Consider the following 5,342-nt stretch of genomic DNA (forward strand, 5'->3'; position numbering starts at 1 on the left):
CCGTATCCGCCGTAACCGGGATAACCGCCATAGCCGTACATATATGGGTTGTAGTAGCTGTTTTGGGAATAGTAGTTGGTGTTCAGTCCGGTATATCGGGAGTAGTAGGCGCTTAACGACAGGTTGTTAGGTCTTTTTCCGCCAAACCAGGGTTCCATAAATTGAAACTGATAAGATTGGTAATAACGGCCATTAGTCTGTGCGCTAAGAACAAGCGTTTGTCCCTCACCCTGCGGGATAATTCCTCTGTGCATAGAGGGGTTCAGCATATTTCTCAGGGAGAAGTTGTTCAGTTTCAAACTGAGCTTCCCCACCAATCCGGTTACACCCCAGCCGGCGGAAAACTCTATCTGGTCGTTTCCTTTCGAGGTAAGCGGATAGGTAATGTCGACTGTTCCGTCTTCGGGATTAGGGTTGATCCCCTGACCGATACCGGCAGAGAGTGCTTCGGGGTCGAAATGGCCTGTCTGGGCTATCTCACGCACGGAACGAAGCAGGTCTTCCTTGCTGAATACGGCACCTGGTTTGGTTCGTAACTCCCTCCTTATGACGTCCTCATAAAGGCGATCGTTTCCCTGGATAATTACCCGCTTGATGGTCGCTTTTGGCCCTTCTGTTACACGTAGTTCCAGATCCACAGAGTCATTTTCAATATTGATCTCAACCGGGTCGATGTTGGAGAACAGGTAGCCGTTGTTCTGGTAGAGGTTTATGGCAGCATCTTCATCCGAGATCAATCTTTCCTGCAGTTTCTTCTGGTTATATATATCACCGGGTGCCATATTCAATAACTGTCCTAACTGGGCGGAAGGGTATTGCGTATTGCCCACCCAGTTAATGGAACGGATATGATATTGGGGTCCTTCTTCGACCTGCAACTCAATATTTACAGTCTTTTCATCGTATTTGTATACCGTATCACGGAGAATCTCTGCATCGCGATATCCATTTTCCTGATACTTGCTGATGATGTTTTTCTTGTCTGCTTCATAGAGATCTTCCACAAACTTTTTCGCTCGGAAAATATTCCGCAGTTTTCCCTTCTCGTTGGTCTTTTTCATCGCCCTTTTTAGTTGATTGTCTGTGAGCGATTCGTTTCCTTCTATCGCGATGTTGTTTACCTTGAGCTTTTCTTTTTTGTCTACATTGACCTCCAGTACGACCTGATTTTTCTGGGTGGTATCCGGTCGCTGAATAATTCTCACTTCGGCATCTCCGAATCCTTTTTCCTCAAAGAAGCTTTTGATTATTGTCTCTGCTCTGTCTATCTGCGGTGGAGTAATTTGATTCCCTTTCACAAAGCCGATCTTTTTCTCAATGTCTTCCTGTTCGCTTTTTTTCATCCCTAAATAGCGAATGTTGGCTACCCGGGGACGGTCAGTAAGTCGGATCTCGAGCCACACGCTGTCGCCTTTTACTTTTGACTGGAGTATCTTCACGTCCGAAAAGAGCCCCTGTCTCCAGAACCTCTTGAGGGCGTTGGTGATATCCTCTCCGGGTATTAGAATCTCTTGTCCTTTTGACAGACCCGAAAAACCGACCAGGACGAACTTTTGGTCTTCGTACATTGTTCCCTCTACCCCGGTTACATCAATATCGGCAATATAATATTTTCTGGGGGGAGCAGTGTAGTTTACATTTAGTTCACTCGGAGAGGAAGTATACACACTGTCGGTGGTCTGTGCCAATGACAATGTCTGTATAAACAGGGTGAATAACAAAAGTAAATGGAATGTTTTCTTCAACATTGTGATATTTCTTTTCTCTGACTGTCTTTTGTGCAGTATGTACGGTTATTTTTCTAATTCTATCTGTTCACTGATTTTACCGAATCTCCGTTCACGGCCCTGATAGTCGAGAATGGCTTTGTACAACTCCTCCTCGCCGAAATCGGGCCAAAAGGTTTCGGTAAAGTAAAACTCCGTGTAGGCGCATTGCCACAACAAGAAATTGCTGATCCGTTGTTCTCCTCCTGTCCGAATCAAAAGGTCCGGGTCGGGCAGGTTGCAGGTAGTGAGATATTTACTAATGGTTCCCTCGCTGATATCTTCTCCCTTCAGAACACCTTTGATCACATCGTCGGCAATTCTTCGGGTAGCTTCTGTAAGTTCCCATTTTGAAGAATAGCTTATTGCGATCACAAGGTTCAGATTTCTGCCTTCTGCCGTTTCCCGGATACAAGCTTCGAGCGTTTCTCTGACATTTACAGGCAGGCGGCTCGTATCGCCGATAGTTGAAATGCTTACCCCGTTTTTTTTAAGTTCCGGCGTCTCCCTGGTAATGGCATATACCATTAAATCCATTAATCCGTCTACCTCTTCCGCGGGGCGATACCAGTTTTCTGTAGAAAACGCATACAGGGTAAGGTGTTGAACCGATGCTTTGATGGCGGCTTTCACAACTCTCCTGATAGTGTTCACTCCTTCCCTGTGCCCTTCGGCTCTTTCCAATCCTCTGGCTTTGGCCCAACGCCCGTTCCCATCCATGATGATGGCTATGTGGGTGGGATGACGACGATGATCAAGTTTGTCAAATAACGACATCTTTTTAACGGCTAATATGTTAGTTGCCGTGACAAGGATCTTCCTTCATTCCGAAGTCCCATGTGAGGCAAATCATTGCGGTTGAATAGCCATCCCGGTTTTTGAGGAAGCTGCTTCCGATGCCATAGGGCTGGTTTAAACTCCATCCCTGTGCTGGTTGAGTTGCATCGAAGTCATCACTAAACAATTTCCGCATCGAATACTCGACGGCGATATTCAACCTGTTTTTTATTTTATACTTAAATCCCACGCCAAAAGGCATGTTCAGTCCCCAATAGTCAACCTCTCCCGGGGCATACGTAACACCGACACCCGCAAAGAGATAAGGTGTATAGGGTTTCGTCCCTGTGTATTTGTACTTGTCGCTGTAGGGCAGAAAGTTAAACTCTGCCTGGCTGCTCGCTTCGGCAAAGGTGCGACGAAAAGATGCATGTTGCGCAAACGGGAATATGTTTCCCGAATCCAGGGTGTCGCCAGAAACATTCCCTCCGGACAGATTTACTTTCATTGCCCAGTGGAAAGTAATGTTATACCGGAAAAGAAGTCCAACAGCGATGCCCGGATGGAGCATAAATTTCGTCTTATTGGCATCACCCATGTAAGATGAAATTCCTGTGGCACCACCTAGTTCGTATTTATACTCCTGAGCAAAGACGCTGGCAGTGACCAGTGAAAGTCCCGCTATTGCAGAAACAAGCAGTGGCTTCTTCAGATTTTTCATTCCTTCATTCCTTAAAATCCTGTTTCCAAGTTAACGGAAAATCGGGCGATAAATTATCTCACGCACAATGAATGTGGTGTGTCTTTTCAGTTGTTGACAAATTTATTGAGCCTGCCTCTCCAAATATCGGCAAGTTGGGTTTGCGTTGCAGATATTCCGCCGAATATCCATATATAATTTGCAGCATCGATAATGACCGATGCATTTGTCCGTTGATTGAATCCAGCGGGAAATGTCTGATTTTCTGCTGCCATTTTCCAGTCCAGGCCAAAATTTTCAGAGTATATCAGTGCATTTCTCCCGGAAGAGGTAATCATCATGTAAGGCTTGTTGTCATAAAAAAACAAACTGCTTCCATTCACTGTAATTGTGGTGGGTTTTCTCGAAAGAATATGAGTAATGATTCCGTCTTTTTCCTGTAAAATCCAGATATCGGTGTTGTTTGTATTGTCTTTTGTTGTGCCTCCCGACAAAATAATGTATTTGATGGAATAGGAGGTAGGTATGTCGACCCGGGAAGCCGAAAAATCCTTTACCGGAATATTCGCGGGAACTTTATTCATCGGATTCAGTACTGTAAAGTTGTCTGTTTCCGCAAAAGTAAGTGTTCCGTCGAGGTCTATTGCGATTAAAATATTCCCTTTTGTCGCCAAGGGAAGCTCTCCGTAGATTGCTTTCACCGGGTGTGAGGTAATTACCTGACTCCAGTTGACGCCGTCGGCTGAGCAATAGACGGTTCCGGCTGTGGCGTCGAGCCCGAAAACGAAGTCGTTAGCCGTAACCAGCGATGAGAGCAGCAGGGTGTTGGGCATGCCAGCCGGGTTGAATGCAGTCCAGTTGGTCCCGCTGGAGCTGTCGGAGGAGATCGCTTGTATAGCCGTCCCGGTGTTGAAGTAAGTGATAAAGCGATTTTTGAAAGCGATTGTTTGCTGAGATGCTATCGATGCGGGGAGATACCCTGTGTTTATATGTTCCCAAGTAAGGATATAGGGATCCTGCTGATATATATTCAATTCAAAATCGTATCTTTTTTTCGTTTTTCCGTCGGCTGCAGTAGTGGTTATTTGGTTTAACCGGCTCACGGCCACCGAGTCGGATCGAATCCAGTTATAGGTACTGTCTGGATCCAGACGGAGCTGTACCTGCGTAAAGGGACTGTATGTGCTGACACCGGTAATATTTAAGACCACACTGTCCACACCGAATTGAAAGGGAAGCGGTTCCTGATTGAAGATCTTGCCGTTTATCTGATCTATGGTGAATTTAGTGGCAGACAACAGGTTGGAAGTGTCCGTTTTGGATGACAGAGAAAAGGCATAGATTTGTGCATCGGGCGAATATTCCACTTTGTCGTTGGTTGAGTTCAGGCAAGAGGAAATTAGCAACAGGTTAATGACGAGCACCAATAACCGGGAAAAATATTTAGATATCATTCGTTTCAATATATAGTACAGCACATTTAAGATATGCAAAAGTAGAAAGATTTTTCGCTTTAACCATATTAAAATGAATATTTAAAGAAAATTTCGAGTTATTTGGCACTTTATATGAAGCTGTCTTGAATCCAGATACCTCTTTGTGCTTATCTCTTTTCCTTGAATTTCAGGTGCTTTTACACCGTTGTGGAGCATTGTTTCGGATGTCTCCACATAGGCTTCATCCCACATGTTCTTCTCAATGAACGAGGATAACAGACGGGCTCCTCCTTCAACAAGCAGGGAGTAAATTCCCTCCTGGTATAAGCTTTGAAGAATCTGAATGTTGGTGTCTTCCTGAAAGTCTATCACGATTTGCTTCACCGCTTCGTTAGGCAAGTCTCCACGGATAGCGGCAGTGAATACAATTGTTGGGGTTATCTTGTTGAACAGGGCTGATGATGTGGGAATCTTGTTCTCCTTGTCTATCGCAATCCGTATGGGTTGTTGTCCATACCATTTTCTGGCAGTCAGTTGCGGGTTGTCCAGCAATGCTGTTTGGGTGCCTACAAGGATACCTTGTACTTGTGTCCGAAGCTTATGCACAATCGTATGGGTGAGTTTGTTGGAAATAAGTGCCGGCAACTTTTCCCGTAGCGACGT

5 protein-coding genes are annotated in these 5,342 nt (G+C 45.2%); all 5 read right to left on the reverse strand.

The features are described from left to right. Window positions 1-1,748: BamA/OMP85 family outer membrane protein (locus tag B3Z75_RS05980; protein WP_294068651.1), on the reverse strand; the 1,748-nt coding region annotated here is incomplete at its 3' end. Window positions 1,749-1,793: 45 nt separating this feature from the next. After that, window positions 1,794-2,543: an isoprenyl transferase gene (locus tag B3Z75_RS05985; RefSeq protein WP_294068653.1), complete on the reverse strand. Its 750-nt coding sequence runs from the start codon at window positions 2,541-2,543 to the stop codon at window positions 1,794-1,796. Window positions 2,544-2,562: 19 nt separating this feature from the next. Continuing rightward, a complete protein-coding gene (locus B3Z75_RS05990; RefSeq protein WP_294068655.1) occupies window positions 2,563-3,264 on the reverse strand; it encodes a DUF6089 family protein in 702 nt (233 codons plus the stop codon). 86 nt (window positions 3,265-3,350) lie between these two features. Further along, complete coding sequence (locus B3Z75_RS05995; RefSeq protein ID WP_294068657.1) at window positions 3,351-4,697, reverse strand: DUF6242 domain-containing protein; 1,347 nt, start codon at window positions 4,695-4,697, stop codon at window positions 3,351-3,353. A gap of 81 nt (window positions 4,698-4,778) precedes the next feature. Next, window positions 4,779-5,342 (reverse strand): RibD family protein (locus tag B3Z75_RS06000; protein ID WP_294068659.1); only part of this gene is annotated, 564 nt, incomplete at its 5' end.

The organism is Proteiniphilum sp. UBA1028, assembly GCF_002316955.1.
Taxonomy (GTDB): Bacteria; Bacteroidota; Bacteroidia; order Bacteroidales; family Dysgonomonadaceae; genus Proteiniphilum.